The organism is Burkholderia cenocepacia (assembly GCF_014211915.1).
GTDB classification, from domain to species: Bacteria; Pseudomonadota; Gammaproteobacteria; order Burkholderiales; family Burkholderiaceae; genus Burkholderia; species Burkholderia orbicola.
Genome location: NZ_CP060041.1, coordinates 23,878 through 47,853 on the forward strand (window position 1 = coordinate 23,878; position 23,976 = coordinate 47,853).

General features: G+C 66.6%; 20 protein-coding genes and 1 pseudogene. 4 read left to right on the top strand and 17 right to left on the bottom strand.

Annotated features, from left to right (window positions below; genetic code table 11):
* Positions 1–1,698 carry a M4 family metallopeptidase gene (locus SY91_RS29380; RefSeq protein ID WP_023476620.1) on the bottom strand — a complete coding sequence of 566 codons (1,698 nt, stop codon included), beginning with the start codon at positions 1,696–1,698 and terminating at the stop codon, positions 1–3.
* Between the two features lie 798 nt (positions 1,699–2,496).
* Here SY91_RS29380 and tkt point away from each other — a divergent pair.
* Both tkt and SY91_RS29390 read left to right on the top strand, forming a co-directional pair.
* A pseudogene (gene tkt / locus SY91_RS29385) lies at positions 2,497–4,541 on the top strand (transketolase).
* 132 nt (positions 4,542–4,673) lie between these two features.
* Positions 4,674–4,988, top strand: coding sequence for a hypothetical protein (locus SY91_RS29390; RefSeq protein WP_006481253.1), 315 nt, complete (start codon positions 4,674–4,676; stop codon positions 4,986–4,988).
* Between the two features lie 38 nt (positions 4,989–5,026).
* Here SY91_RS29390 and SY91_RS29395 read toward each other — a convergent pair whose 3' ends face one another.
* The 8 genes from SY91_RS29395 to SY91_RS29430 form a co-directional block, all read right to left on the bottom strand.
* Positions 5,027–6,376, bottom strand: coding sequence for a porin (locus SY91_RS29395; protein ID WP_260632514.1), 1,350 nt, complete (start codon positions 6,374–6,376; stop codon positions 5,027–5,029).
* A 66-nt stretch (positions 6,377–6,442) separates the two neighbouring features.
* Positions 6,443–7,846: an MFS transporter gene (locus tag SY91_RS29400; protein ID WP_185921492.1), complete on the bottom strand. Its 1,404-nt coding sequence runs from the start codon at positions 7,844–7,846 to the stop codon at positions 6,443–6,445.
* 165 nt (positions 7,847–8,011) lie between these two features.
* Positions 8,012–9,337 (bottom strand): FAD-dependent oxidoreductase, encoded by a 1,326-nt coding sequence (locus SY91_RS29405; RefSeq protein ID WP_006481250.1) that lies wholly within the window; start codon positions 9,335–9,337, stop codon positions 8,012–8,014.
* 34 nt (positions 9,338–9,371) lie between these two features.
* Positions 9,372–9,836 carry an aconitase X swivel domain-containing protein gene (locus tag SY91_RS29410; protein WP_006481249.1) on the bottom strand — a complete coding sequence of 155 codons (465 nt, stop codon included), beginning with the start codon at positions 9,834–9,836 and terminating at the stop codon, positions 9,372–9,374.
* On the bottom strand, positions 9,833–11,119 hold the full coding sequence (locus SY91_RS29415; RefSeq protein ID WP_023474526.1) for an aconitase X: 1,287 nt from the start codon (positions 11,117–11,119) through the stop codon (positions 9,833–9,835). Before SY91_RS29415 ends, SY91_RS29410 begins: the two co-directional genes overlap by 4 nt.
* On the bottom strand, positions 11,119–12,036 hold the full coding sequence (locus tag SY91_RS29420) for a TauD/TfdA dioxygenase family protein (protein WP_023474527.1): 918 nt from the start codon (positions 12,034–12,036) through the stop codon (positions 11,119–11,121). Before SY91_RS29420 ends, SY91_RS29415 begins: the two co-directional genes overlap by 1 nt.
* Positions 12,026–13,408 carry an MFS transporter gene (locus tag SY91_RS29425; protein WP_006481246.1) on the bottom strand — a complete coding sequence of 461 codons (1,383 nt, stop codon included), beginning with the start codon at positions 13,406–13,408 and terminating at the stop codon, positions 12,026–12,028. Before SY91_RS29425 ends, SY91_RS29420 begins: the two co-directional genes overlap by 11 nt.
* Before the next feature lies 1 nt (position 13,409).
* Positions 13,410–15,125, bottom strand: a complete 1,716-nt coding sequence (locus SY91_RS29430; protein ID WP_023474528.1) for a dihydroxy-acid dehydratase — start codon at positions 15,123–15,125, stop codon at positions 13,410–13,412.
* Between the two features lie 88 nt (positions 15,126–15,213).
* Between SY91_RS29430 and SY91_RS29435 the strand changes: the two genes are divergently transcribed.
* Positions 15,214–16,176, top strand: a complete 963-nt coding sequence (locus tag SY91_RS29435; protein WP_023474529.1) for a LysR family transcriptional regulator — start codon at positions 15,214–15,216, stop codon at positions 16,174–16,176.
* 19 nt (positions 16,177–16,195) lie between these two features.
* Here SY91_RS29435 and SY91_RS29440 read toward each other — a convergent pair whose 3' ends face one another.
* Positions 16,196–16,531 carry a winged helix-turn-helix transcriptional regulator gene (locus SY91_RS29440; RefSeq protein ID WP_023474530.1) on the bottom strand — a complete coding sequence of 112 codons (336 nt, stop codon included), beginning with the start codon at positions 16,529–16,531 and terminating at the stop codon, positions 16,196–16,198.
* A gap of 139 nt (positions 16,532–16,670) precedes the next feature.
* Here SY91_RS29440 and SY91_RS29445 point away from each other — a divergent pair, with 139 nt between their 5' ends.
* Entirely contained in the window at positions 16,671–17,525 is an 855-nt protein-coding gene (locus SY91_RS29445) for an SDR family oxidoreductase (protein ID WP_043886366.1), read from the top strand.
* A 209-nt stretch (positions 17,526–17,734) separates the two neighbouring features.
* On the opposite strand, the gene SY91_RS29450 is transcribed toward SY91_RS29445, so the two are convergent.
* The 7 genes from SY91_RS29450 to SY91_RS29480 all read right to left on the bottom strand — a co-directional run bounded on the left by SY91_RS29450 (position 17,735) and on the right by SY91_RS29480 (position 23,972).
* On the bottom strand, positions 17,735–18,631 hold the full coding sequence (locus tag SY91_RS29450) for an amidohydrolase family protein (RefSeq protein ID WP_023474532.1): 897 nt from the start codon (positions 18,629–18,631) through the stop codon (positions 17,735–17,737).
* Positions 18,632–18,717: 86 nt separating this feature from the next.
* On the bottom strand, positions 18,718–19,032 hold the full coding sequence (gene rhaM / locus SY91_RS29455) for an L-rhamnose mutarotase (protein WP_023474533.1): 315 nt from the start codon (positions 19,030–19,032) through the stop codon (positions 18,718–18,720).
* Between the two features lie 17 nt (positions 19,033–19,049).
* Entirely contained in the window at positions 19,050–19,838 is a 789-nt protein-coding gene (locus tag SY91_RS29460) for an SDR family NAD(P)-dependent oxidoreductase (RefSeq protein WP_043886367.1), read from the bottom strand.
* Positions 19,839–19,934: 96 nt separating this feature from the next.
* Positions 19,935–21,113 (bottom strand): L-rhamnonate dehydratase, encoded by a 1,179-nt coding sequence (rhmD, locus tag SY91_RS29465; RefSeq protein ID WP_023474535.1) that lies wholly within the window; start codon positions 21,111–21,113, stop codon positions 19,935–19,937.
* 104 nt (positions 21,114–21,217) lie between these two features.
* A complete protein-coding gene (locus tag SY91_RS29470; RefSeq protein ID WP_043886348.1) occupies positions 21,218–22,153 on the bottom strand; it encodes a dihydrodipicolinate synthase family protein in 936 nt (311 codons plus the stop codon).
* 78 nt (positions 22,154–22,231) lie between these two features.
* Positions 22,232–23,116 carry a glycosyltransferase family 2 protein gene (locus SY91_RS29475; protein WP_023474537.1) on the bottom strand — a complete coding sequence of 295 codons (885 nt, stop codon included), beginning with the start codon at positions 23,114–23,116 and terminating at the stop codon, positions 22,232–22,234.
* 154 nt (positions 23,117–23,270) lie between these two features.
* The gene (locus SY91_RS29480; RefSeq protein WP_011549803.1) at positions 23,271–23,972 is read right to left on the bottom strand and encodes a GntR family transcriptional regulator; all 702 of its coding nucleotides are present in this window, start codon (positions 23,970–23,972) and stop codon (positions 23,271–23,273) included.
* Positions 23,973–23,976: the final 4 nt, after the last annotated feature.

The window sequence follows — 23,976 nt, forward strand, 5'->3', positions numbered from 1 at the left end:
TCAGTTCACCCCCACCGCGCTCCACGCGCGCGCGACCGTCGCGCTCTCGGCCGAATTCGCGCCATACAGGTCGTTTGCCGCCTGGATCGACGCACGCCGCGCGTTCGGATAGCTCGAGTTGGCGTTCAGGTACACGGTCAGCGTCCGGTACCAGATCTTGCCGGCCTTGTCGCGACCCAGCCCGCTGAAGGTCGTGTCGCCGTTGCAGACCAGTTGCGCTCTCGACAGGCCGGTGTCGGTCGACGGCACCGACGGGCCTTCCGACAGCAGATAGAAGAAGCGGTTGCCGACCCCCGACGAGAAATGCGGATCGTGGCGCGGATTCGACCACGAGAAGCCGCCGGACGGATAGCAGCTGAACGACCGGCCGTCGAGATCCTGCTTGTACATCTTGCGCAGGCCGCCGCTCACCACGCGTGCACCGATCACGTAGTTGCCGGGATCGTTCGGGTTGTTCGCGTAGAACTTCACGAGCGTGCCGAAGATGTCGGACGTCGATTCGTTCAGGCCGCCCGCGTCACCCGAATAGTTCAGGTTGGCGGTGGCTTCGGTCACGCCGTGGCTCATCTCGTGCCCGGCGACGTCGACCGACACCACGGGTTTCGGCAGGCGCGTGCCAGGTTCGCCGTCGCCGTATGCCATCACGCGCGACGACAGCCATGCCGCGTTCGCGCCCGTCGTGCCGCTGCCGGTATTGAACACCACGTGCGCGTAGCTCTTCACGCCGCGGCCGTCGTTGAAGATGCCGTTGCGGTTGTGCGTGGTCTTGTAGTAGTCCCAAGTCAATGCCAGCCCGTAGTCGATGTCTGCCGCGACGGTCTGCCGATCGGTGGTCGTGTTGTTGCCCCACACGTTCGTGCTGCTCGTGAAGATCGGCAGGTCGGTCGCTTGCTCGACTTCGTCCGAGCTCAGGCCGCGACCATCGTAGACCGAGCCGCCGCCGCGCCCCGGATCGAGCATCCGGTACGCGTTCGTGCCGGTCTGGTCCGTCGTGAGCGTCAGGTTGCCGTAGTACAGCGAGCGGCCGGTGCCGGTCGCGGCGGCGGTCTTGATCAGGTCCTGTGCGTCGAGCACGGTGCCGGTGCGTGCGTCGACGTAGTACAGCACGGCGTCGCCATGCGTGTCGGTCGCCTTGCCGTAGACGCGTACCGCGTAGGCCAGCGTCGGCGTGACGTCGCGTGCGAACACGACCAGCTCCGCGTCCTCGACGCGGCGCACGTCCGAGTTGAAGCGTGCGGCCGCGATGTGTCTCGCGCGCGTCGCACCCACGTCGGGGGCGTTGCGTACCACGGCGCGGTTCCCGACCTTGCCGACCGTGCCGGCGAGGTTGATCGGCGCGAGCTGGGTCACGCTGGCCTGCTTCAGTTGCCCCTTGCTCGAATGGACGACCACGTCGCCGCCGATCACGGGCAGGCCCGCATGGAACCGGTCGAAGCGCACGTGCTCGGTGCCGTCGGGATCGACGATCACGTCACGTACCTGGAACTGATCGCCGTCGGTCGGTGCGGCTGCTTGCGGCCCCGCGAACTTCAACGTGCGTGCCGTGCCGCTGACGGCCACGCTGAAGGCGGCCGGGTTCTGCTGGATCAGTTGCAGTGCCTTGTCGACCGCGGCCGGCTGGTCGCCGGCCTGGGCAAAAGCGCTGAGACTCGCGACGGTAATCGCGGTGATGGGCAGCAGTCGAGACAGTTTCTTCATGTAATTCCCCAGGTTATGGATGGGTTTGTTCGAGGAATGCATCAAGTGATGACTTTTAAACAAGACATGTCGCGAACAGCAGGGGGATGCTAGAAGGTCGTTTTTATAATTACAAGATATTTTCTTTGAGATTAATTTTTCATGTCGTCGCCGTCAATCAAGTCGGGATTTGGTGAGGGATTTGAAATGATCGTTGCTGATGGGTAGCGGGAACGGGAGAGCGACGCATCGACAGCGTGTGGCTGCGCACGGCCTCTGGCCGAGACGGGTGTGTGCCGGGCATGTAAGAAGGCCGCGGGGATGTGAAGCCTGGTTAAAGAGATACCTGGATTTCCGTTTATTGAATATTGGTTTTGATTGTTTCCGTCTCATGCGCCATAAAATTAATTTCCAAGCCTTTGATATTTTATATTTCTGCCGCGCCTTCATTAAAATTGCAATGGATGTCGGGCGAGCGACGGTCACCTGACAATAGCCAGGTGGTGGTTGATTGAGGTGTTTTGCGAATGGGTTGTATCGGTTCGATGAGAGCACACCGGGTTTTACAGATACGAATCTGGACGAACGACGGGTGCTGATGCCTCACTGCAATGTTCGACTCTTCGGGTGACCGCAGTCGCTGCGCACGATGACCACGGGAACATAAATTGACATAATGCGTATTATCAATTTAAAAGGGTCGAATCCCGGAATTCCCAACCAGGATTGATCTCAACCCGGCCGTCGGCCAGCACCCGTGGAAAAGGCATGGATATTGCCCCGTAGCCTCATCTTTCCGAGTCAAAAACAGGAGAACCGATGAGCGATCCCACCGCACATTCCCGCACGACCGCCAAAGCGGTGCCGCCCCCGCGAGACCCGCATCTACGCGCGCTGGCGAACTGTATTCGCTTCCTTGCAATGGATGCAGTACAGAATGCCAACAGCGGCCATCCTGGTGCGCCAATGGGGCTGGCCGACGTTGCGACGGTGCTGTTCAAGGAGTTCATGCAATTTGATGCATCCGCCCCCACTGGATCGATCGGGACCGGTTGGTCCTTTCCAACGGACACGCATCGATGCTCCTCTACAGCCTGCTCTATCTCACGGGCTATGCCGACATGACCCTCGACGAGCTCAAACGCTTCCGGCAAGTCGGCAGCAAGACGCCGGGGCATCCGGAGTACTCGCACGCCGATGGAATCGAACTGACGACCGGTCCCCTCGGGCAAGGCATCGCGGAATCCGTCGGCATGGCGTTGGCCGAGCGCGTCATGAATGCACACTTCGGCGATGACCTCGTCGATCACTACACGTACGTATTTCTCGGCGACGGTTGCCTGATGGAAGGCATCAGCCACGAGGCCATTTCGTTGGCTGGCCACCTCCGGTTGGGCAGACTGATCGCGTTCTGGGACAACAATTCGATTTCCATCGACGGCGCCACGAAACTCGCGGTCTCGGACAACGAGATCGAGCGCTTTCACTCGGCTAGGTGGCACGTCCTGGAAATCGACGGTCACGACACGGATGCGATACGGCGCGCGATCGAGACCGCCAGGACAACGCATGACAGACCGACGTTGATCGCATGCAGGACGATCATCGGGTTCGGCTTTCCGACGAAGGCTGGCACCGAGAAAGCCCACAGCGATGCCCCGGGCGAGGATGAAATCGCGGGCGCACGCCAGGCCCTCGATTGGCATTCGCCGCCGTTCGAAATCCCGGATGACCTGTTGAAAGCATGGCGGGAGATCGGGGCGCGCGGCCGCACGGCAAGACTCGCGTGGGATGAGCGTGTCCGCCGGGCGCCGCAGGCGCTGCGTACCGAATTCGACCGACGTAATGCCGGAAAGCTTCCGGATGACTGGAAGACGGCGATTGCGGCAGCACGGCAGGCGTTTGTTGCCTCAGGCAGTGCAATGGCCACCCGCAAGGCCAGCGGTGAAGTGCTTGATCTTCTCTTCGACGCGATTCCGGAATTGCTGGGCGGCTCGGCGGATCTTACGCAGTCCAACAATACGAAGACGAAGAACCAGATCGCGATCGAGCCCGGGCAGTTCAAGGGTTCATATGTCCACTACGGCGTCCGCGAACACGGCATGGCCGCCGCCATGAACGGCATTGCCCTTCACGGCGGCCTCATTCCGTACGGTGGCACCTTTCTCTGTTTTTCGGACTACTGCCGCCCGGCGATCCGCTTGAGCGCGATGATGCGGGTGCGCGCCATCTTCGTGATGACGCACGATTCCATCGGTCTCGGAGAAGATGGCCCGACGCATCAACCCGTCGAGCACCTTGCCGCCCTTCGGGCCATTCCCCAACTCGCCGTCTATCGGCCGGCCGATCCAGTCGAAACGGCAGAGTGCTGGGAGCTGATTCTCGAACAGCCCCGCAGGGCTGCGCTGCTCGCATTGTCACGACAGCCGGTCCCGCTCCTGCGCAACGAGCCCGGAAACGAAAACAAGTCGGCGCGCGGCGCCTATGTCTTGCGGGAGGCCGATGGCGGGCCGCGCCGACTCACGCTGCTCGCGACAGGCTCGGAGGTCGACCTCGCCGTCCAGGCACGCGACATCCTGCAGCAGGAAGGCGTGCCGACGGCCGTCGTATCGATGCCGTGCCGCCTGCTCTTCGAGGAGCAACCACGCGATTACCAGCGGGCCGTGCTGGGCACTTCTCCCGCGAGAGTCGCGGTCGAGGCGGCGGTCGAACTGGGATGGGAGCGGTACCTCGGACCGGAAGGCCGGTTCGTCGGCATGCACAGCTTCGGCGAGTCGGGGAAAATCAAGGACGTGTACAAAAAATTCGACATCACGGTCGATGCGGTCGTTCGAGCGGCGCATCAGGTGCTATCCGAAGTGTGACATTGCTGCGATCCACTCGAGAGGCGATGACCTCGCGGGGTTCCTGGATACGCTTGGAGAAGTGGGCGGCCTCGGTTTTCGGCGAATGCTCGCGTAGCGTTAGAATAGCGCCCCTTCTCATGGGAGACGACAATGTCCTGGTTCGTTTATGAAGTGCCCGAATACCACGAAGACGCCGCGCGCATCGAACCTTTCAGCGAGCTGCGTAGCCGCGTGCTGAAAGCCGGCGGCCCGGCCATGGCAGACGACCTGGAAAGCGTTCGCGAAAACGCCGCGGCGACAGCGGACACGCCGGAGCGCCCGCTGCGTACCCCGGAAAATCCGCAGGTCTTTCCGATTCCTTACGCCGACTCCATGATCCTGGTCGGGTTCATCTTCGACCTGAAGCGCGAATTCCGGCAACTGGTCGTGTCGCCCGTGGAAATGCCCTGGCTGAAAGAAGCGTAACGCGTGGCGCAGGCGGGATGCCACACCGGGCGACCTGTTCACGGAGCGTCGTGACGATGCTGTCCCGTTCGGCAAGCGGCAACGCGCGCCGGCCCGCCGCGCACCACTCGCAGGCTAGAAGCGATGCCGCAGCCCCGCCAGCACCGCGATCTGGCTACTACGCCCCGCCCCGCCGGTCCGAAGAAGTTGATCGCAACGGTGCCCGCATCGCCGGCCCGCCGCTGATAGACCATCGACATGTGCAGATCGGTGCGCTTCGACAGCAGGTAGGTGATGCCCGCATCCACCTGATGCCATCTCGGCCGGTCGCCGGTCGCGAACGACGTGGCGCCGCTGCCGGTATACCCATGGCCATCGGTGAAGATGTAGCCGACTCCCGCGATCAGCACCGGTGTGAAGTTGTAGCGCCCGTTGATCTCGTAGTTGTCGACGCGCAGGCTGTGGCCGCCGCGATAAGCGAGCCGCGTGTCGGTGACGACCAGGTTCACCGCTGCCGCGCCGAACGAATAGCCGGCGCCCAGTGCCGAGATGCGCTGACGCTCGACGAAGCCCGCGTTGTAGAAGAGGCTGGTCGAACCGCTGTACTCGTCGCCGATCGCGCCGTTCGGATTATTCCCCGACGACGCAATCCCCGCCGACGGATTGTTCAGTTGCAGATAGCTCGCGACCACATGCAACGGTCCGCGCAGGTAATCGAGCCCGAAGCCGTACGCGCGGTTGTTGGCGAAGCCTTGGCCGGCGCCGCCGCCCGCCTGGTTGCTGAATGCATAGAGCGCGCCGAGCTTCAGTCCCGCGAGCGGACTTACCTCGTACTTGACGCTGTTGTTCAGGCGAAACGTCTGGAAGCTGTCGTCCACGTCCCCGATGTGCGCGCCGTAGATGCTGCCGAACTGAAGCCATGCCATCAGCGGTGCGACGTAGTCGAACGTGTAGTCATACTGACGGCCGAGCGTCAGCTTGCCGTACTGCTTGCTCGACAAGCCGACGTACGCCTGCCGTCCGAACAGTCGGCCGCCCTGCGACGACGTGCCGTTCAATCCGCTGAATCCCGCTTCGAGCTGGAACACCGCGGAGAGGCCGCCGCCGAGATCCTCGCGTCCGAGGAAACCCAGGCGGTCGCCGCTGCCCCAGCCGGTCGCCATCGACCAGCGCGACGCGCCCTGCGCCTTGATCGACGACGCGACCGTATTCGTCCAGGCAATGCCCGTATCGATGATGCCGTACAACGTGACCGAGCTTTGCGCATGGGCCGTCAGCGGCGCCGCGAGGGCGCAAGCCACCGCAGCAGTGCAGACTGCTGTTTTCATCGTGCTTCTCCGGTTTCGATGGAATGAGGTGATGCGGATCGAAGGCGGCGGGAACGCGCGGCGGGCGCGAACGCGCCGCATGCATCGCACCGGCGACCGTGCGCGAGCGCGCGCCGCGCCCGGCCAGCTCCGCCGCTGCCGCTGTTCCTAGCGCTCCGCCGCGGGTAGCGGCGGCTCGGCGCCGGCGGGATCACACGCCGCGAGCCCGTCGTCGTGCGTGTCGCCGGGCCGGTACGTGCGACCGAGCACGAACATCAGCGCCGCGACGGTGACGACCGGCAGCGCCGCGACCTGGAACAACTCGCGCACCGGCACATGCCCGGCGAGCAGCATCCCGCCGATCATCGGGCCGGAGATCGAGCCGATCTTCGCCACGCCGATCGCGGTGCCGGTGCCTTTCGAGCGGAAGCTGGTCGGATAGACGATCGACGCGACGGCATTGAGACCTGCCTGGGTGCCGGCGACGCAGAAGCCGACGCCGAACACGGCGGCCGTCAGCCAGGCGGTCTCGAGGTTCATGCCGAGCGCCGCGACGAGCGGAAAGCCGACGAGCGGCAGACAGGTGACGAGCCGTACGCCATGGCGGTCGATGAAGCGCATCAGCACGAGGCCGCCGAGCGTGCCGCCGACGGAGAACAGCGTCGTCATCAGCGCGGCGCGATGCGCGGCGACGCCGGTCGCCTCGATCAGCACCGGCAGCCAGTTTTGCAGGAAGAACAGCGCCATCGAATTCGCGATGTACGCGAGCCACAGCGCGGTCGTCACGTAGCGCAACCGGCCGGCGAACAGCATGCGCGGCGAGAACTTCGCGACGCGGCGCTCGTCGGTTACGACGAAGCGCGCCTCCGGCGGCAACGCGAGTTCGGGTCGCACGCGCGCGGCGGTCGCGGCAATGCCGTCGCGGGGCCAGCCCTTCAGTACCTGATAGCGCAGCGACTCCGGCATCACGAACGACAGCGCGGCGGCCACCACGAGCGGCGCGAGCCCGCCGACCACGAATACCGCGGGCCAGCCGAAGTGCGGCACGAGCCACACGGCGACGCCGCCGCCGAAGCCCGCCCCGAGCGTATAGCCGGTGAACATCAGCGTGACCCAGGTCGCCCGCAGCCGCTTCGGCGCGAATTCCGACACGAGCACGAACGCGTTCGGCACCGCGCCGCCGATGCCGATGCCCGCGGCGAAGCGCAGCCACAGCAGGTGGTCGACACTCGACGCCCATGCGGTCGCGAACGTGATGAGCCCGTACCAGCATGCACCGAACAGGATTGCGCGCTTGCGCCCGATCCGGTCGCCGATATAGCCGAACAGGATCGAGCCGATCATGATGCCGAAGACGTGGGCGCCGAACACCGGCCCGAGCACGCTGCGCTCGATGTGCCAGGCGCGAATCAGCGAAGGCGCGGCGAACGCCAGCGCACTGAGCTCGTAGCCGTCGGTCAGCATCACGAGCCAGGTCGACGCGATCAGCAGGATCGCGAAGCGGCCGATTCTCTGTTCGTCGATCAGGCGCGACACGTCCACCGTGCGCGCATCGGGCAAGGTTTGAATCATCGTCTCCTCCTCAGGTGCCGCGTCGGCGCGCCGGCAGATCCCGGCGCGTCACGCGTTCCTTCGTTTCGTCTCTGGCCGGCGCGGCAGCGGATGCTGGTTGCGAGCCTCCTCGCGGAGCGCCCGATGCACCTCTTTGGTATTGCCGCGCGGCCGGCGGGTCGTGCGTCAGTGCTTCAGATGCGGCGGATCGATTCGATCGACGTTGTCGGCGAGCCGCTCGCGCAGCAGGCCGCGATCGATGTCGTGGACACTGCCGCCATCCGCGAGATCGAACGCGTGCGCGGCCGCCGCGCCCATCGCGATGCACGGCCCCATCACCCGCACGCTCGACAGCGCGGTCGCGTCCGCGTCGATGCAGCGGCCGACCGCGATCAGGTTGTCGGCGTCCTTCACGACGAGGCTGCCAAACGGCACGGTATGCAGATGGTCGTCGCCGAACGGCTTCCATTCGTAGCCTTCGGCGCGATCGTGCAATTCGATCGGCCAGGAGGTGCGTGCGACCGCGTCCGGAAACTGCCGGGCGGCGATCACGTCTTCCGAGCGCAACTGCTGGGCGCCGACGATCCAGCGCGTCTGCCGGATGCCGGGCAGCCCGTAGCTGCGGATGTGCGCGTTGCGATAGATGTGCGGATACTCGGCGCGCAGGAACTCGAACGCGCGGTCCGCCTGGTCGCGGCCGACGAGCGCGGTGCGCGACGCCGCCATCGGTTCGAGCGGCGTCTCGATGTGCGTCATGTTCGCGATGCCGATGTTGCGGCCGCGGAAATAGAACACGAGCCCATCCTTGCGCTCCAGCCCATACGTGTGCGCCTTTGCCTCGACGCGCTCGCGAAACGCGGGCGGCGTCGGCAGATCGGTCTCGTCGAGGTTCTCGAGCACGATCATCTGCGTGCCGCGAATCGGCGTTTCCGGCTCCTGGCAGTCGAACCCGGCCAGCCACGTGAGCGCGGCATCGCCGCTTGCGTCGACGAAGCCGTCGGCCGCGATGCGTACGTCGCCGTAGCGCGTCGCGACGTCGAGCTCGCGCACCCGCCGCCCTTCGCGCACCACGTCGCGCAACACGGCGCCGAGCACGACGGTGATGCCTGCGTCGAGAATCTTCTGCTCGATCCAGCGTGCGAGTGCGACTTCGTCGTACAGCACGACGGTCGTCAGCGGCCCCTCCTTGTAGTGCAGCGCGCCCTTCTCGCCGAGATCGCGCAGGATGCCGTCCGCGATGCCGTGCGTGACCTGGAACCGCCGCGGCCCGTTCGAGAACAGCCCGCAGAACGTGCCGATGATCGAGTTGACCGCCTGGCCGCCGAGCGCGGGCAGGCTGTCGACCAGCACGACCTTGCGGCCCAGCGCGGCCGCTTCGAGCGCAGCCGAGGTGCCGGCGATGCCCGCCCCCACGATGCACACGTCGGCGTCGAGTGTCCAGCCCGTCGGTTGGCCGTCGCGGCGGACGATACGAGTACCAGTGTTCAAAACATGCTCTCCTTGAAAATCCATCGCGGTGGCGCGCGGGCGAAGCCGCGCGCCGGAATCAGGTGCGGCTGCGCTTGAGCACTTCGACGACGCCGCGCTCGGCATCGACGCGCACCCAGTCGCCCGTTTCGATCACGTCGAGCGGATCGATGTCGAAGTCGGTCAGCGATGGCGCGTGGCTCACCACCGCGCCGAGCGCGATCTTCGTGGTCATTTCGTTGAACAGCATCGCGGCCGGGGCGGTGCCCGCGATTCGCGCGATATGGAACTGGCTGGACCATCCGGACGAACCCTTCGCGCCGGGAAACACCAGCACCTTGTTCGCGAAGCTCTGGCCGCGCAGTTCGTGACGCGTCTCGATGATCGTGCCGGTGCGCGGATCGATGCCGCCCCAGCCGGAGATGCGATCGCGTGTGACGAGCGCCTCGCCCTCGATACGGCCGCCGACCACCTTGCGTCCGCGCAGCACGATCGGCGTGCGGGCTTTGCCCGTCATTTCGTGAATTTCGTGATGCGTGCTCATGCCGCCAGCCCTCCGTTCCAGCGGCCGCTCACCGCAGCCTCGATGCAATCGGCCGTGGTGCCGAACCACGCCTGCACGCCCATGATCGCCGGCAGGTAGTGCGCCTGCTTCGCCGAATCGAGCGCGACGACGCGCGTGCCCTTGGGCATCACGCGACCGATCGCCGAGCACGTGTCGGTCATCAGCACCCCGCCCGCGTCCTCGATCAGCTTCGTATAGCCGGCCTGGTCCGCCAACTGGCGGGTCGCGCGCGCGGTGAAGATCCACAGCTCGGTATTCGGGCCGATACGGCGGCCTTCGAGCAACTGGCAGACCTCCCAGATCTGCTCGATCGAATAGTGCGGACAACCGAGCATCACGAAGTCGACCTGGGCGTCTTTCGCGGTGGTGTTGACGCGCTCGTACGCGATGCGCCGCTCGGCCGCGCCGTAGCGGATCGTCTCGAGCGGCTTGCGGCCGCGAAACGCTTCGTCGCGCGTGCGTGCCTCCGGCGTCTGGCCGACGATGTGGTACATCTCGACGCCGCCCGACGAAGCCGCGGCCGCGCCGAAGTGCTTGAGCTTCGGCAGGTTCGGCACGTCGCGCAGGCCGTCGATCACCGGAATGCGGTCCTGGACGCATTCGCCGACGTAGTAGCCGAGCAGCCCCCAGTCCTGCACCGTCTTCACGTCGACGTCGAGTTCGATCAGATGCGTGCCGCCGCGGTTTTCGTCGAGGTGCAGGCCCCAGTACGGAATCTTGCCGGTCAGCATCGCGGCGCCGGTGCTCTCGCGCCCTTCGGCATTGGTGCGCGCGCCGAGCACCGCGTTGATGTAGATGACCGCGGACGACTCCATCCACGCGCAATGCTCGCCGCGCACCGGCACGTTGCCGGTCAGGTACGGCGCGCAGGTATTGAGCGGCTGGATGCCGAGCCGCCCGGTGAACGCCTCGCCCTGGCGGTACAGCTTCACGATCTCGCCGTCGATGCCCTGGCGCCGCGCATGCTGCGGGTCGAGCCCCTGCTGCAGGTGGCTGCTGAAGACCTTCGCCTTCGGCACCTCGACCACCTCGGGGCTATCGAGGTTGAATTCGGAAAACACCGCGTCGAGGCCGCCGTGCGTGGCCGCGTAATCGCGCAGGAACGGCATCGTCGCGCCGACCGTGCCGCACACGTTGTTCGTGTCCACCAGGCGCGACGCGCCGAGCGCTTCGCCGTAGCGCACCAGCAGATCCATCGCGCGCTGCACGGCCGCGCCGTCACGGCCGTCGAGCATCGCCCGTTCGTCGTCGTTCAACTGCATTAGCGTGCTCCCTGTACAGGTTCGAGTTGCTCCGCCGGCGCCGTCACGTATCGGTCGAGGTCGACCGTCGTCGCGCGCCGCAACTCGCGGCGCACCGACAGATCGTGACGGCGGCCGCGGTGCAGCGTGCAGCGGTTGTCCCAGATCACGAGATCGCCGGGCCGCCAGCGATGCGAATACACGAAACGGCGCGCGGTCGCATGTTCGAGCAGATCCATCAGCAACACGCGGCCTTCGGCCAGCGTGCGACCGACGACATGCGTCGCGTGCGCGCCGATGAACAGATGCCGCCGCCCCGACCCGGCGTGCTCGCGCACCAGCGGCCAGCGCACCGGCGGCAGCGCGTTGCGCTGCGCGTCGGTGTAGTCGGTATCGCCGAGCAGGAAGCGCGAGTGCAGCGCGTAGTGCTCCGCTTCGAGCCCGTCGAGTTCACGTTGCTCGCGAGGGTCGAGCGCATCCCACGCGGCGCGCATGTCCGCGTACTCGGTCTCGCCGCCCCACTCCGGCACGACGACCGCATGCAGCATCGAATAGCGCGCCGCCGGCTGCTGGAACGAACTGTCGCTGTGCCACAACTGATTCGCGAGATTGCCGACGATGCGTCGATGCGCGCGGTCCGCGATCTGTCCGGACTCGTCCACGTTCGAGATGTCCGCGAGTTCCTGGTATGCGAGCCGCGCATGCGGACGCGCGACGCGCTTGAAACCGACATCGAGCGGTCCGAGCGCGCGCGCGAACGCGAGCTGCTGGTCCTGCGTGAGCGGCTGAGCGCGGAACACCAGCACCGCGTAGCGGTTCATCGCGGCGTCGATCGCGCATGCGAGCGGTTCGGACACGGGCGCGGTCAGATCGATGCCGCTGGCGAGACCGACGAAATCCGGACGCGCGGCGTCAATGGGAACGACTTCAAGCGACATGGGCGGCTCCTGTTTGAGCGTTGTCCGGCGCGGCATCGTCGCCGCGGCGATGCAGGCGGCCGAGCGCGAACGCGAGGAGCGCGACGAAGGCGACCGGTACCGCGCCGAGAAAGAACATCCGTTCGACCGGCAGATGCGCGGACATCAGCATCCCGCCGATTACGGGCCCGGCGATCGCGCCGATCTTCTGGATACCGACCGCCGCGCCCGTGCCTTTCGCGCGCAGCGCGGTCGGATAGACGAGTGCCGCGACCGCGTTCAGGCCAAACTGCGTGCCGACCACCGTGAAGCCGGTCAGGAACACCGCCGCGACCAGCATCGGCGCGGGCAGTCCGGTGCCGAGCAGCGCGACGAGCGGCGTGCCGACGAGCGGCAGCACGGTGATGATGATGGCGCCGCGCGTGTCGACGAAGCGCATCAGCGCGAGCCCGCCCAGCGTGCCGCCGACCTGGAACATCGTCGAGACGAGCGCCGCGTCGCGCGGTGCGAGGCCCACGCTTTCGATCAGCACCGGCAACCAGCTGCTGAGAAAAAACAGCGCCATCGAGTTCGCGATGTAGACGGCCCACAGCACCGGCGTCAGCGCGCGCAGCCGGCCCGCGAACAGCAGCCGCAGCGAGCCGTCGCGGCGGCGCTCGTGCGCGTGATCCTGCGAAGCGCCGCCGATCACGAAGCGGGCCTGCGGCGCGACGGCGAAGCCCGGTGCGATCCGCGCGACGATTCGCGCGACTTCGGCATGACGGCCCTTGAGCGTCAGGAAGCGGATCGACTCCGGCACCGCGAACCACAACATCGCGCTCGACACGAGCGGTGCGAGGCCGCCGATCACGAACACCACCTGCCAGCCGAACTTCGGCACGAGCCACGCCGACACGAGACCGCCCACGCTGCTGCCGATCGTATAGCCGCTGTACATCAGCGTGACCCACGTCGCGCGCCAGCGCTTCGGCGCGAACTCCGTCGTATAGGCGATCGCGTTCGGCACCACGCCGCCGATGCCGATGCCCGCCAGAAAGCGCAGCACCAGCAGCTGTTCGAGGCCGGTGGCACGCGACGCGGCGAGCGTGAAGCCCGCGAGCACGACGCTGCCGATCACGATCATGCGTTTGCGGCCGATCACGTCGCCGAGATAGCCGAGCACGAACGCGCCGATCATCGTGCCGAATACGAATGCGCCGAACACCGGGCCGAGCACGCCATGCTTGAGGTGCCACGCGCGGCTCAGCGCCGGGGCCGCGAACGCCATCGCGGCGAGGTCGTAGCCCTCGGTCATCATCATCACGCCCATCGCGACGATCAGCAGGACACCGAAGCGGGTGGTCTGCTGCCGCTCGATCACCGTGCCGATGTCGATTACGGTTTCGCCGCTCATCTCAACGCTCCCGCGCCGGCCGGTCCGCGGCGAGCACCGCGCCTTGCGGCATCGTGCCGACCGTCGCGCGGTAGATTTTCAGCCAGCCGGTGTCGTTGACCGGCGCGGGACGCTGCCATGCGGCGCGGCGGCGCGCCAGCTCGGCGTCGTCGACCTTCAGGTCGCAGACGCGCCGGTCCAGATCGATGTCGATCGTGTCGCCGTCCTCGACGAACGCGAGCGGGCCGCCAGTCGCCGCTTCCGGCGCCACTTCCGCGACCACCAGCCCCTTGCAGACCAGCCCCGACAGATGTCCGTCGGTGAGCATCGCGACCTGCTCGGACAAGCCCGCGCCGTCGATCGCGAACACCACGCGCGACGCCCCGCCGCCCATCGCCGGGCCGCCGCACACGCCAGCGCCGCGCATCACGACGACCTTGCCCGGCTGCACGCGGCCGTCCTTGATCGCGGCGATCGCGTCGTCGGAGGTCGAGAAGCAGATCGCGTCGCCGGTAAACGTGCGCTGCTTGGTCGGCGAGATGCCGAATTTGACGATGCCGGCCTGCGGGGCGAGGTTGCCGCGCACCAGCACGATGGCCGGATGGTTCGCGAACGCGCGTTGCGGCGGGCGGATCACGTCGTCGTCGGCGATCGTCGCCTCGGCCAGGTTGTCCTTCACCGTGCGCCCGGTCACCGTCAGCGCACCGGTGTCGAGCCACGCTTCGAGCCGCTTCATCACGCCGCGGCCGCCGCCCGCCGCCTCCAGTTGCTCGATCGTGTGCGAGCCGACCGGACGCACGCCGGTCAGCACCGGGATCTGCGCGGCGAATGCTTCGAACAGCGCGTACACGTCGACGTCGAGCCCGCCTTCGGCCGCGACCGCCTGCAAGTGCTTGACCGTATTGATCGAGCCGCCGACCGCGAGCACCGTCTTCACCGCATTCGCGAACGCGCCGTGCGTGAGGATGTCGCGCGGCTTCAGGTCGTCGCGCACCATCTCGACGATGCGCGCGCCGGCTTCGCGCACGAACGCGAACATCCGCTCGCTGTTGGCGGCGACCGGCGTGCTGCCGGGCAACGACATGCCGAGCGCCTCGCTGACCATGTGCATCGAGTTCGCGGTGCCGAGCCCCGAACACACGCCGGGGCCGCGAATCGCGTTCTGGCTCATGCCGATCAGGTCCTCGACGGGCAGCTTGCCGGTCAGCGCATGCATCGCACCGACGAACACGTCCTCGATGTCCACGTGCTCGCCGCGATATTCGCCGCTCGGCTGATAACCGCACGCGACGACGATGCTCGGGATATTCAGCCGCGCGGCGGCCATCAGCTGGCCCGGCACGGTCTTGTCGCACGACGCGAGGCACACCATGCCGTCGAGTTGCGCGCCCTCGACGGCCACTTCGATGTCGTTCGTGACGAGGTCGCGCGCGGCCAGCATGTAGGCGCCGCGTGCGCCCGCGCCGGTGATGAAGTCGCTCGGCGCCGCGGTGCGGATCTCGAACGGCAGCGCGCCCGCGGCACGGATCGCCTGTTTCAGTTGCGCGGCGATGCCGTCGAGATGGCTGAAGCAGGTGGCGAGTTCGGACGAGGAATTGACGATGGCGATCTTCGGCTTGTCGAGGTCTTCCTCGCTGATGCCGAGATTGCGCCACTGCGCGGCGCGCACCGCGCCGAGGTAGGAACCGCGCGGGAAATTGCTGCGCAACGGGCGTTGCGGCTTGCGTCCATCGGACATGGTGTCTCACTCCTTTGTTGTGGAAACGATGGTAGGAAGCCCGATAAAATCCGTCAATTATGTGAAATCGATAGGTATCATCCAAGCCATGGATATTCGTCAGGTCGACCTGAATCTGCTGAAAGTGTTCGATGCACTGCTGAAAAAGCGCCATGTGACGCAGGCGGGCGTCAGCATCGGGCTCAGCCAGCCGGCGATGAGCTATGCGTTGTCGAAGCTGCGCGAGCTGTTCGAGGACCCGCTGTTCGTGCGCACGGGCCGCGGCATGGAGCCGACGCCGCGCGCGCAGGCGCTCGGCGAGCCGGTGGCGCGGCTACTGGATCTGGTGCAGACCGAAATCCTGCCGATGCCCGAGTTCCGCCCCGCCGGGTCGTCGCGCAACTTCGTGCTGTGCATGTCGGACATCGGCGAAATGGTGTTCCTGCCCCGCCTGGAGAGCTTTCTCGACAAGGCCGCGCCGCACGTGAGCATCAAGACGGTCGCGCTCAGCATGCCGGAGCTGGAGGAAGGGCTGGCGAGCGGCGACGTCGACCTCGCGATCGGCTACTTTCCGGGGTTGAACAGCGAATCGCTGAAGCGCAAGGCGCTGTACCGGCACTCGTATGTGTGTATCGCCCGCGACGATCATCCGGAAATCGGGGACACGCTATCGCTCGATCAGTACCGCGCCGCCGCGCACGTGATGGTGCATCCCGAAGGCCGCGAGCAGGACGTGCTCGCCCGCACGCACGAGCGCCTCGGGATTCGCGTCAACGTCCGCTTCAGTACGCCGCGCTTCATCGGCGTGCCGTTCGTCGTCGCCGGGTCGGACATGATCGCGGCGGTGCCGCAGGCCGTCGGGCGGCGCTTCGCGGAGTTCGTGAACGTCAAGCTGCTGCCGCTGCCCTTCCCCGCCCCCACGTACGAGCTTTATCTGCACTGGCATCCGCGCTTTCATCACGAGCCGGCCAACCGCTGGATTCGCGACGCGATGAGCGAACTCGTCAAGGGGCCGATGCAGCACGAGCCGTTGCCGAATACGAAGCGGAAGCGTTCGGCGGCGGCGCGGTAGGCCGGCCAGGCGGAAATGGCTAGCGGGGCCGGTCGCGAAGCAGCAGGCGCGACCCGACCTCCACGATCGACGTAATCGCCGGCAGCAGTTCCTGGCCCAGCGACGTCAACTCGTATTCCACCGACGGTGGCGACGTCGGCAACACGCTTCGCCGGATCACGCCCCGCTCCTCGAGATCACGCAGCCTGCCGGTCAGCACCTTCGCGGTGATGGTCGGGTTGTCGCGCCGCAACTCCGAAAACCGACGCGGGCCATTGCTCAGGCACCAGATCAGTTCGGGCGTCCACAGGCCGCCGATCAGCGCCATGCATTTCGACATCGGGCAGCCGGGAAGCGGCTCCACCTTCTTTCGCATTCTCAAGCCCATCGTCGTCCCGGGATGGTTTCCATTTGGTTACTTGAAAATGATGGTAACCGATGGATAGATGGTTTCCAATGGAAACCTTCATCCCTACACTGGGAGCCTCACCCACCGATTCACGGAGAGAATGAACATGTATGCAATAACGGGAGCATCCGGGCAACTCGGGCGCCTTGTGATCGATGCCTTGCTTGAAACCGTGCCAGCCAGCCGGATCGTCGCGGCGGTCAGGAATCCCGCGAAGGCACGCGACCTCGAGGCGCGCGGCGTGGTGGTGCGCGAGGCCGACTACACGCGGCCTGAAACGCTCGCCAGCGCGTTCGTCGGGGTCGACAAACTCCTGCTGATCTCGTCGACCGAAGTCGCCGGGCGCCTGCCGCTGCATCGCGCGGTGATCGACGCGGCCCGGCGGGCGGAAGTCTCGCTGCTCGCCTATACGAGCATGCTGCACGCCGACACCTCGCCCGCCCGACTCGCGATCGAGCACCGGCAGACGGAAGAAATCATCGCGGCCGCCGGCCTTCCCGCCGTCATCCTTCGCAATGGCTGGTACACCGAGAATCATCTGATGGCCCTCCCCGCGGCGCTCGAGCACGGCGCGTTCATCGGGGCCGCGAAGGACGGGCGCTTCTCTTCCGCCGCGCGCAAGGACTATGCGGCGGCCGCGGCCGTGGCACTGGCGACGGACGGCCATGCAGGAAAAACGTATGAACTGGCGGCGGACGATGCGTTCACGCTCACGCAACTGGCTGCCGAGGTTTCGCGGCAATCCGGCAAGACCGTCGTGTACAACGATCTCGCGCAGGACGCTTATGCCGACGCGCTGACGAGCGCCGGGCTGCCGCCCGAGTTTGCCGGCGTCCTGGCCGACGCCGACGTGGCCGCGTCGCGCGGTGCGCTGTTCGACGATGGCGGCGCCCTCGCGCGACTGATCGGTCGACCCACGACGCCGTTGGCGAGCGTCGTCGCGACCGCGCTGCGCGGTTGAAGCGAGCAGGTTCCTGGGCGGCGCCGGCCCGCGCCGCTCGACGGCGCGCAGTGTGGCCGGCGCCGATACAACCGCATCGATCGCGCCAGCCGCACTGCTGCTCGTGGCCCGTCGGCGCCGGCGCAAGCGTACGTTGCGGCGCGGTGCGAATCACGCCGACCGGCGACGCGCGGAGTGCACATCCGTTGACGTCCACGGTGGCACGCGGCTCACAATCGGTAAATTCGCAGTGCATTGCGGACGAACAGCGCGTCGCGCTCATCGTCGCCGGCGCCCGCGACGATCGCCGCATAAGCGTGCCACAGCGCCCGATAGCCGGCATGGAGCCGATCGACCGGGAAGTTCGACGCGAACATGCAGCGCGCCACGCCGAACACGTCGATGGCCTCGAGCACGTACGGGCGGAAACTTTCGACCGTCCAGCGATGGTCGAACATCGCGAGCCCGGACAGCTTCATCGTCACGTTCGCCCGCCGCGCGAGCCCGCGCAGTCCGTCGCGCCATTCGCGCCAGCCGTGCACGCTGCTTCGGTCGACGAACATGCCCGTGTGATTGACGATCACGGGCGTGTCGGGGTGCGCATCGATGACGGCAAGCGCGGCGCCGACCTGGGCAGGGTACAGCTGCAGGTCGAACGACAAACCGAACTCGCTCAGCATCCCGAAGTTCTCTCGCCAGCGCGGCTCGGCCAGATAATCCACGTCGACGTAGTTGTACCAGGGGTCCGGATGCCGGTTCAACACCTGCCGGATGCCGCGCACGTTCGGATGCGCCGCCGCGCCGGCGAGCCGGATGCGTGCGTCCGGCGCGAACAGGTCGACGCCCGCGACGATGCCGTCCGGCATCCCGCCGCTCGCCGGCGCATCGGCAAGCGCCTGCAGCCAGTCGACTTCGCTCGGCGTCGTCCACGCATCGTGGATCGCCTCGACATGCACGACCTTCAGCACGTCGATATCCGCGCCGGCGTCCGCGCGCAGATCCGCGGGCTGGTACCGGCGCGGCAATTCCGCCACCGCGCCCGAGAACGCCGGTTGGGCGCGATCGAGCCAGCCGTAGCTCAGCGCGTCGGCGTCCCAGAAATGGACATGGGGATCGACAACCTGCATGTGGGCTCCATGAGTTGATGCGACACGATGATCCGCTGCAACGGGTCGGCACACGTCGAACGTGGCCGCCCGTCGAGCGGCCGGCCTCATTCCAGATGAAACATCGGCTCCAGCGCTTTCTCGACCGGGCGCCCGTCCGGCCCGGTCGCCATCAGATCGGCCATGTACGCCCACCAGCGACGCATCACGTCCGTTTCGGCGAGTTGCGCGATCCGGTGATCGGCCGGCCGTTTGAGCACGGCGAACAGGTGATGGGTGTCATCGTCGAGAAAGATCCAGTAGTCCGAGATACCCGCCGCGCGAAGCGCGTCGGCGAGTTCCGGCCAGATCGCATCGTGCCGGCGCCGGTATTCGTCCCGCTTGCCGGGTTGCAGGCGCATCCTGAAGGCGATCGTTTCCATGGTCATGCGTCGTCGTTTCACTGAAGGTTCACGTACATGCCGCCGTCGACGAGCAGCGCGGCGCCGTTCACGTAGCGCGCCATGTCGGACGCGAGAAACACGACGCAGTCGGCGACGTCGTCCGGCTCGCCGAGGCGACCGAGCGGAATCCTGCGCTCGAAGTACTCGGTCTTGCCGGGCGCGGCGAGATCGTCGTCGTTGATTTCGGTCCGGATCGTGCCGGGCAGCACCGAATTGCAGCGAATCCGGTGCGGCGCGAGCGCGACCGCGCACGACTGCATCAGCGCATGGACGCCAGCCTTGGTCGGCGTGTAGTGCGTCTGCATGCCGCCGCCGACCAGCGCGCTGATCGAGCTGGTCGCGACGATCGCGCCGCCGCGCCCTTGCGCGGCCATTTGCCGGGCGACGGCCTGGGTCATGTAGAACGCGCCGTGCAGGTTCACTTCCATCGTTCGTTGCAGCAGCTCGGGCGGCAAGTCCAGGAAGCCGTGGAACGGGCAGATTCCGGCATTGCTCGCCAGCACGTCGATCCGGCCGAATCGCTCGACTGCGGCCGCGACCAGCGCGCTGGCCGTGTCGGGCTGCGCGACGTCGCCCGGCACGGCCAGCGCGTCGCGCCCCGTCGCGCGGATCGCGTCGACGAGCGCGTCGATCTCGTGCCCGGCCTGCGCGGGCAGCAACGGATTCGTCCAGTAATTGACGACGATGTCGGCGCCATGCCGAGCACACGCCAGCGCGATCGCACGGCCGATCCCGCGCGATCCACCCGTCACGACGACGATCCTGTCTTCGAGCAACTTCGTCATTGCGCCCTCCTCTGCCTCGACCATCGCGCGCGCCGCAGCGGCTGCCGCGCCGTTCGAGCCGGCCACATCACGATGCGGATGCACGCATTCGCGCGCTCAGTGTTCGTACGGACGCTGCATGCGCACGTCCGGATTCAGGCGCACGCCGAAGCCGGGCGTGTCGGGCACCTTCATCCGCCCGCCGACCGGCACCGGTTCGTCGAGCAGCAGCGGATCGAACATCGGCACGACGCGATCCGCCTGCGGCGCCATCATCAGGAATTCGGCGAACGGGCTGTTGTGGCGCGTCGTGACGAAGTGATAGCTGTAGACCGACGAGCCGTGCGGAATCACCAGCACGCCGCGCGCGTCGGCGAGCGCCGAGATCCGGATCAGCTCGGTGAGCCCGCCGCACCAGCCCACGTCCGGCTGAATGATGTCGCAGCACTCCATCTCCAGCAGCATCCGGAAGCCCCAGCGGCTCGCCTCGTGCTCGCCGGTCGTGACGAGCATGCCGCGCGGCACGTCGCGGCGCAGCTTCGCATAGCCCCAATAGTCGTCGGGCGGCAGGCATTCCTCGATCCATTTCAGGCCGAGCGCGTGCGCTTCGTGCGCGAGCCGCGTCGCATACGGCACGTCGAGACTCATCCAGCAGTCGAGCATCAGCCAGAAATCGGCGCCGACACGCGAACGCATGTCGGCAAGCGCGTCGAGATTGCGGCGCAGGCCGGCCTCTCCCTCGGCCGGGCCGTGATGCAGCGGCAGCTTGCCGCCGATGAAGCCCATCTCCTTCGCGAGATCGGGCCGGGCGCCGGTCGCGTAGAACTCGAGCTCGTCGCGCACCTTGCCGCCGAGCAACTGGTGCACGGGCTCCCGCCGGACCTTGGCGAGCAGATCCCACAGCGCGAGATCGACGCCGGAGATCGCATTGAGCACGACACCCTTGCGCCCGTAGTACAGCGTCGCATGGAACATCTGATCCCACATCTTCTCGATGTCGGTCACGCGCTGCCCTTCGATGAAGCGCGCGAGATGCCGCTCGACGATGAACGCGCCGATCTCGCCGCCGGTCGTCACCGCAAAGCCGACCGTGCCGTCGCTGGCCTCGACCTCGATCACGAGCGTGCCGAGCACGTTGATGCCGAACGACTGGCGGCTTTGCCGGTATTCGGGGTAGCGCGACATCGGCGTCGCGATGTGGTCGTCGATCCAGTGACCGGCATCCTGATCGTGGTAGTCGGCACCGCCACCACGCACCGTCAGCGCGCGGACCGCGCGTATCGTCGGCATGCTCATTCTTCGGGTTCCTTGGTTGTGTCATCGAGTACGGCGGCCACGCGTACGCGTCGTGCGCACGGACCCCGGCGGAAATCGCAAGGTCGTGCTGCGAGGCGGTCGCGTCAGCGTGCCCAGCGCAGCACCAGCGCGTCGAGCCGTCGCGCGATCTCGATCAGGCCCGCGCGCGTGGCCGGATGCAGCGGCGCGAGCGGACGGCGCGGCGCGTCCGATGCGATCACGCCGCCCTCCTTCATCAGCGCCTTCGCCGCCAGCAGGCCGGCCTGACGATTCTCGTAATTGATCAACGGCAGCCATTGCTCGTACTGGGCGACCGCCTCGTCGCGCTGCCCGGCGAGATACGCGGCGAGAATCGGCCGCAGCCCGTCCGGATAACCGCCGCCGAGGATGCTGCCGGTCGCGCCCGCATCGAGATCGGCGAGCAGCGTGATTGCTTCCTCGCCGTCGAACGGCCCCTCGATCGCGTCGCCGCCGAGCGCGATCAGTTCGCGCAGCTTCGCCGCGGACTGCGGCACCTCGATCTTGAAATAGCGCAGATTCGGAATCGTATGCGCGATGCGCGCCAGAAACGCGGCCGATACCTGCGTGCCGCTCATCGGCGCATCCTGGTACATGATCGGAATCGCGATCGCGTCGGAAAGCTCCGCATAGAACTGCTCGATCGCCGCCTCGCCGCAACGAATCGTCGCGCCGTGGTACGGCGGCATCACCATCACCATCGACGCACCGGCCGCCTGCGCGGCGCGGCTGCGCGCCGCGCAGATCGCCGGACTGAAATGCGTGGTCGTCACGATCACCGGCACGCGCCCCGCCACGTGCTCGAGGATCGCGGCGATGAGCCGCTCGCGCTCGTCGTCGGTCAACGAAAACTGCTCCGAGTAGTTCGCCAGGATGCACAGGCCGTCCGCTCCCGCGTCGATGATGAAGTCGACACAGCGCTTCTGGCCCGGCATGTCGATCTCGCCCGACTCGGTGAAGATCGTCGGCGCGACTGAGAACGCGCCCGTATAGCGGCGGTGAATCGGCGTAGGCAAGCTCATCTGGAATCCTCTCTTATAATCAGTGATCCGAATTGTATGGCGCGTTCGTCGTGCGCCGATACCGCGATAAATCACGCGTCACACGCGGCCGTACCGCCCTCGCAACCCGTCCGTCACGCCGCAATAGATCGCCTTCAGCTTCAGCCGCTTGTTGCGCGCATGCAGCAGCACGAACGCGACGTGCTTGAGCGTGATGAGATTGATCAGCAGCATCGCCGGATAGCGCCGCCAGTAGTCGCGCGCGACGAGGATGCAGTTGCGCGCCGCATAGTAGTGGCGCAGCGCGCTCTGATCGAAGATCTCGACGCGCGGCCAGTGCTGCTGCGCGGACGGGCTGCCGAGTTCGTGGGGCAGCGACACGTCGGCATTCACGCACACCGGTACGCCGTGCGCCTGCGCGCGCATGCAGTATTCCGCGTCGACGTGGTCGATGAAGAAGTCCTCGCGGAAGCGGCCGAGCGCACGATACGCGTCGAGCGAGATCGCGGTGCCCGACGAGATGATGACCGAGCACGACAGCAGGCCGTGCGCGCCGCCGTGGATCGGCGTGATCTGCGCGGACCAGCGGCGCACCGTGAACAACGGCAGGTCGCGCTGGAAATTGCGGTTGAAGATCCGCGGGCCGACCAGGAAGCGGCTGTCGCCCACCCGCGCGCAGCCGGCCAGCATGCGATCGAAATAGTCGTCCGGAACCTGCGAATCCTGGTCGAAGATGAAGAAGACGTCGCAGCCGCGGCCGATCAGGAATTCGACGCCGGCGTTGAACGCACCGGCGATACCGCCGCGATTGTGATTCGGGATCACGTCGACGCCGCCCGCGGCGAGCCGTGCGTACAGCGCGGGATCGGCGCCGGGCGAATTGTCGACCGCGACGACGGCGGGGCTTTTCGCGGGCAAGGTCAGCAAATGCTCGATCTGCGCGGCGGAGGGTTTGTACAGCGTGACCAACGTACCGTGTGGCATGACGGCACCTCGTGACGATCAGGTAGCGATGCGCCGCGCCGGTCGATCCGGGCGGCCCGTCCTCCTTTGCACGACTGCTTGTCTCGTCGACCGGCCGGTCCTGCCCGTTCGCGTGCGGCACGCGAGCGTCGCACGCACTGCAGCCGGTCTTTCCTTATTTTGCGTACAGCTTGACGACGCTCGCCTGGACGACGCGCGTGATCTCCTCCATCCGCCAGCGGATATGCGTGTCCGTCAGCGTCGTGCAGCGCGCCGCATCGCGTTCGGCGAGCGCATCGAGAATCTCGAGATGCTCGGTAAACGCCTCGTTGCGTCGCTGATCGACGTCGACCCAGCGCACGTAGTGAATCCGCGCGTTGATCCCTTGCAGCACCCGGCCGATCTCGGCATTGCCCGACAACGCGGCGAGCTCCAGGTGAAACTGCTCGTCCTTGACGACCAGCTCGGCCGACGACATCCGCGCGGCATTCTTCATCACCTGCTTCCAGAAGCGACGCAGCGCCTTGATGTCGTTGTCCGACGCACGCTCGCAGGCGAGCATCACCGCGGTCGTCTCGATCGAGCGACGCAATTCGAACAGATCGAACACATCCTTCCCCTCCAGTTCCCGAATGAAGAAACCGCGGTTCGGCACGAACACCAGCAAATTTTCGGCAACGAGCCGGTTCAGCGCCTCGCGAATCGGCGTACGACTGACGTTGAAGCGCTCGGCAAGCTCCAGCTCGTTGAACCGTTCGCCCGGCCGGATCTCGTACAGCACGGCCATCTGTTTCAACTGCTCGTAAATCTCGTTGACCGTGAGGCCCGTGCGCGTGGGCGCCGCGGTCTCCCGGCCAGCCATAACGGAAGTCGACATCTCG

What these genes read in the sequence shown, in the direction of transcription:
- rhaM (WP_023474533.1), bottom strand. Translation starts at nt 19,032, where the DNA reads ATGGAAACGATCGCCTTCAGGATGCGCCTGCAACCCGGCAAGCGGGAC.
- SY91_RS29445 (WP_043886366.1), top strand. Translation starts at nt 16,671, where the DNA reads ATGTATGCAATAACGGGAGCATCCGGGCAACTCGGGCGCCTTGTGATC.
- SY91_RS29405 (WP_006481250.1), bottom strand. Translation starts at nt 9,337, where the DNA reads ATGGATTTTCAAGGAGAGCATGTTTTGAACACTGGTACTCGTATCGTC.
- SY91_RS29415 (WP_023474526.1), bottom strand. Translation starts at nt 11,119, where the DNA reads ATGCAGTTGAACGACGACGAACGGGCGATGCTCGACGGCCGTGACGGC.
- SY91_RS29410 (WP_006481249.1), bottom strand. Translation starts at nt 9,836, where the DNA reads ATGAGCACGCATCACGAAATTCACGAAATGACGGGCAAAGCCCGCACG.
- rhmD (WP_023474535.1), bottom strand. Translation starts at nt 21,113, where the DNA reads ATGAGCATGCCGACGATACGCGCGGTCCGCGCGCTGACGGTGCGTGGT.
- SY91_RS29400 (WP_185921492.1), bottom strand. Translation starts at nt 7,846, where the DNA reads ATGATTCAAACCTTGCCCGATGCGCGCACGGTGGACGTGTCGCGCCTG.
- SY91_RS29470 (WP_043886348.1), bottom strand. Translation starts at nt 22,153, where the DNA reads ATGAGCTTGCCTACGCCGATTCACCGCCGCTATACGGGCGCGTTCTCA.
- SY91_RS29430 (WP_023474528.1), bottom strand. Translation starts at nt 15,125, where the DNA reads ATGTCCGATGGACGCAAGCCGCAACGCCCGTTGCGCAGCAATTTCCCG.
- SY91_RS29420 (WP_023474527.1), bottom strand. Translation starts at nt 12,036, where the DNA reads ATGTCGCTTGAAGTCGTTCCCATTGACGCCGCGCGTCCGGATTTCGTC.
- SY91_RS29395 (WP_260632514.1), bottom strand. Translation starts at nt 6,376, where the DNA reads ATGCGGCGCGTTCGCGCCCGCCGCGCGTTCCCGCCGCCTTCGATCCGC.
- SY91_RS29440 (WP_023474530.1), bottom strand. Translation starts at nt 16,531, where the DNA reads ATGCGAAAGAAGGTGGAGCCGCTTCCCGGCTGCCCGATGTCGAAATGC.
- SY91_RS29450 (WP_023474532.1), bottom strand. Translation starts at nt 18,631, where the DNA reads ATGCAGGTTGTCGATCCCCATGTCCATTTCTGGGACGCCGACGCGCTG.
- SY91_RS29475 (WP_023474537.1), bottom strand. Translation starts at nt 23,116, where the DNA reads ATGCCACACGGTACGTTGGTCACGCTGTACAAACCCTCCGCCGCGCAG.
- SY91_RS29480 (WP_011549803.1), bottom strand. Translation starts at nt 23,972, where the DNA reads ATGTCGACTTCCGTTATGGCTGGCCGGGAGACCGCGGCGCCCACGCGC.
- SY91_RS29460 (WP_043886367.1), bottom strand. Translation starts at nt 19,838, where the DNA reads ATGACGAAGTTGCTCGAAGACAGGATCGTCGTCGTGACGGGTGGATCG.
- SY91_RS29390 (WP_006481253.1), top strand. Translation starts at nt 4,674, where the DNA reads ATGTCCTGGTTCGTTTATGAAGTGCCCGAATACCACGAAGACGCCGCG.
- SY91_RS29435 (WP_023474529.1), top strand. Translation starts at nt 15,214, where the DNA reads ATGGATATTCGTCAGGTCGACCTGAATCTGCTGAAAGTGTTCGATGCA.
- SY91_RS29425 (WP_006481246.1), bottom strand. Translation starts at nt 13,408, where the DNA reads ATGAGCGGCGAAACCGTAATCGACATCGGCACGGTGATCGAGCGGCAG.
- SY91_RS29380 (WP_023476620.1), bottom strand. Translation starts at nt 1,698, where the DNA reads ATGAAGAAACTGTCTCGACTGCTGCCCATCACCGCGATTACCGTCGCG.